At 30.7% G+C, this 1,248-nt stretch carries 2 protein-coding genes; one reads left to right on the plus strand and one right to left on the minus strand.

The window, feature by feature from the left end; all coding sequences use genetic code 11:
- Window positions 1–95 precede the first annotated feature (95 nt).
- The gene (locus QI30_RS19355; protein WP_126992107.1) at window positions 96–449 is read left to right on the plus strand and encodes a hypothetical protein; all 354 of its coding nucleotides are present in this window, start codon (window positions 96–98) and stop codon (window positions 447–449) included.
- 43 nt (window positions 450–492) lie between these two features.
- On the opposite strand, the gene QI30_RS19360 is transcribed toward QI30_RS19355, so the two are convergent.
- Window positions 493–1,047 carry a hypothetical protein gene (locus QI30_RS19360; RefSeq protein WP_126992116.1) on the minus strand — a complete coding sequence of 185 codons (555 nt, stop codon included), beginning with the start codon at window positions 1,045–1,047 and terminating at the stop codon, window positions 493–495.
- Between the last annotated feature and the right edge of the window lie 201 nt (window positions 1,048–1,248).

Here is a 1,248-nt window from a genome sequence, read left to right on the forward strand (position 1 = left end):
TTCAAGTGGAGGTGCAAAAGGCGGGATTTCTCTTGGTAAGTCAGCTACCCGTATTTCGATGATGCGACTTTTAAAATAGATAGGAGGCTAAGGTGATGAAGTGGATGCGTGTGTTACCTATTGTATTATTAACGTTTTTATTAGCAGCGTGTGGGGATAGTCAATTGAATTTAGAGGGTGAATGGGATGCAAACGGATCTGATGGTGTAGCAGGCTCTTTTGATTTTAAAAACAATGATTTGTTAACAATGGATTTTGGAGCTATGAAATTTTCTTATGAATGGGAAGTAAAAGGAAATCAATTGCATATTGTTGATAAAAAAGATGGAGAAGTAAAAAGAGATTATTTCTATGAAATTGAACAGCACGATAAAGAGAACATCACTTTGTATGAACTAGATGAGGACGGTAAGCGAGTGGAAGGTGCAACGATTAAGCTTAGTAAATAAAAATATACTTAACAAAAGTAGAAATTTCTACTTTTGTTAAGTATTAAATCGTAACTATATAATAACAAGCATCGTTATCTAAACTTGTCCAATTTATTTGATATGAACCATTAATATAAAAATGCTCATCTTTTTTTCCTGTAGGTTTAATAATTTCACCGTGAAGTAAATGACCCGAACGGAAATATGCATAGATACCGCTAGTATTGGAACCCTTATAAAATAATTTATCTTCGACGTAGGTTACAGCATATGTATTAGTAAAACCATGTTCTTTTATTTGTTCCATAAATTTAATGTCTTTAGAAAAACTAAACATTGATTCAGGATGCTGCCCATTTTTGGGGAATTTAAGTTCGATAGCATATTTTTCATTTGTTTGTGAATTATAGATTGCTATATCCAATTCTTTTTTAATTAACTTTTCTTGAATCCCAAAGAAACGAATATTTCTTTCGAATTGAATTTTAAAAGTAGAATCAAGATGATTACGCAAATATACGCCTAATTCGTGTTGCAAAGAAAATTCATTGTAAATCTCAATTTGCTGTATTTTTACTAGGTGAAAAAAGTCTTTAATATGTTTATCTAAGTGCATAAAGCACCTCCTTAATTTTAATTTAACAAATAGAATATAGTTTTGAAAGTGAATAAATAGAACATAAGTACAAAAAACATAAGTAGAAATATATACCTTTCAAAAGTAGAAATTTCTACTTTTGAAATAAAGAAGGAGGTTGGAGAAATGTATCGACGTGAAGAAGTTGAGTTTAGCGATAAGCCGATTTACCGTGATAAG

The sequence above is a fragment of the Candidatus Kurthia intestinigallinarum genome, from assembly GCF_003991225.1.
Classification (GTDB): domain Bacteria; phylum Bacillota; class Bacilli; order Bacillales_A; family Planococcaceae; genus Kurthia; species Kurthia populi.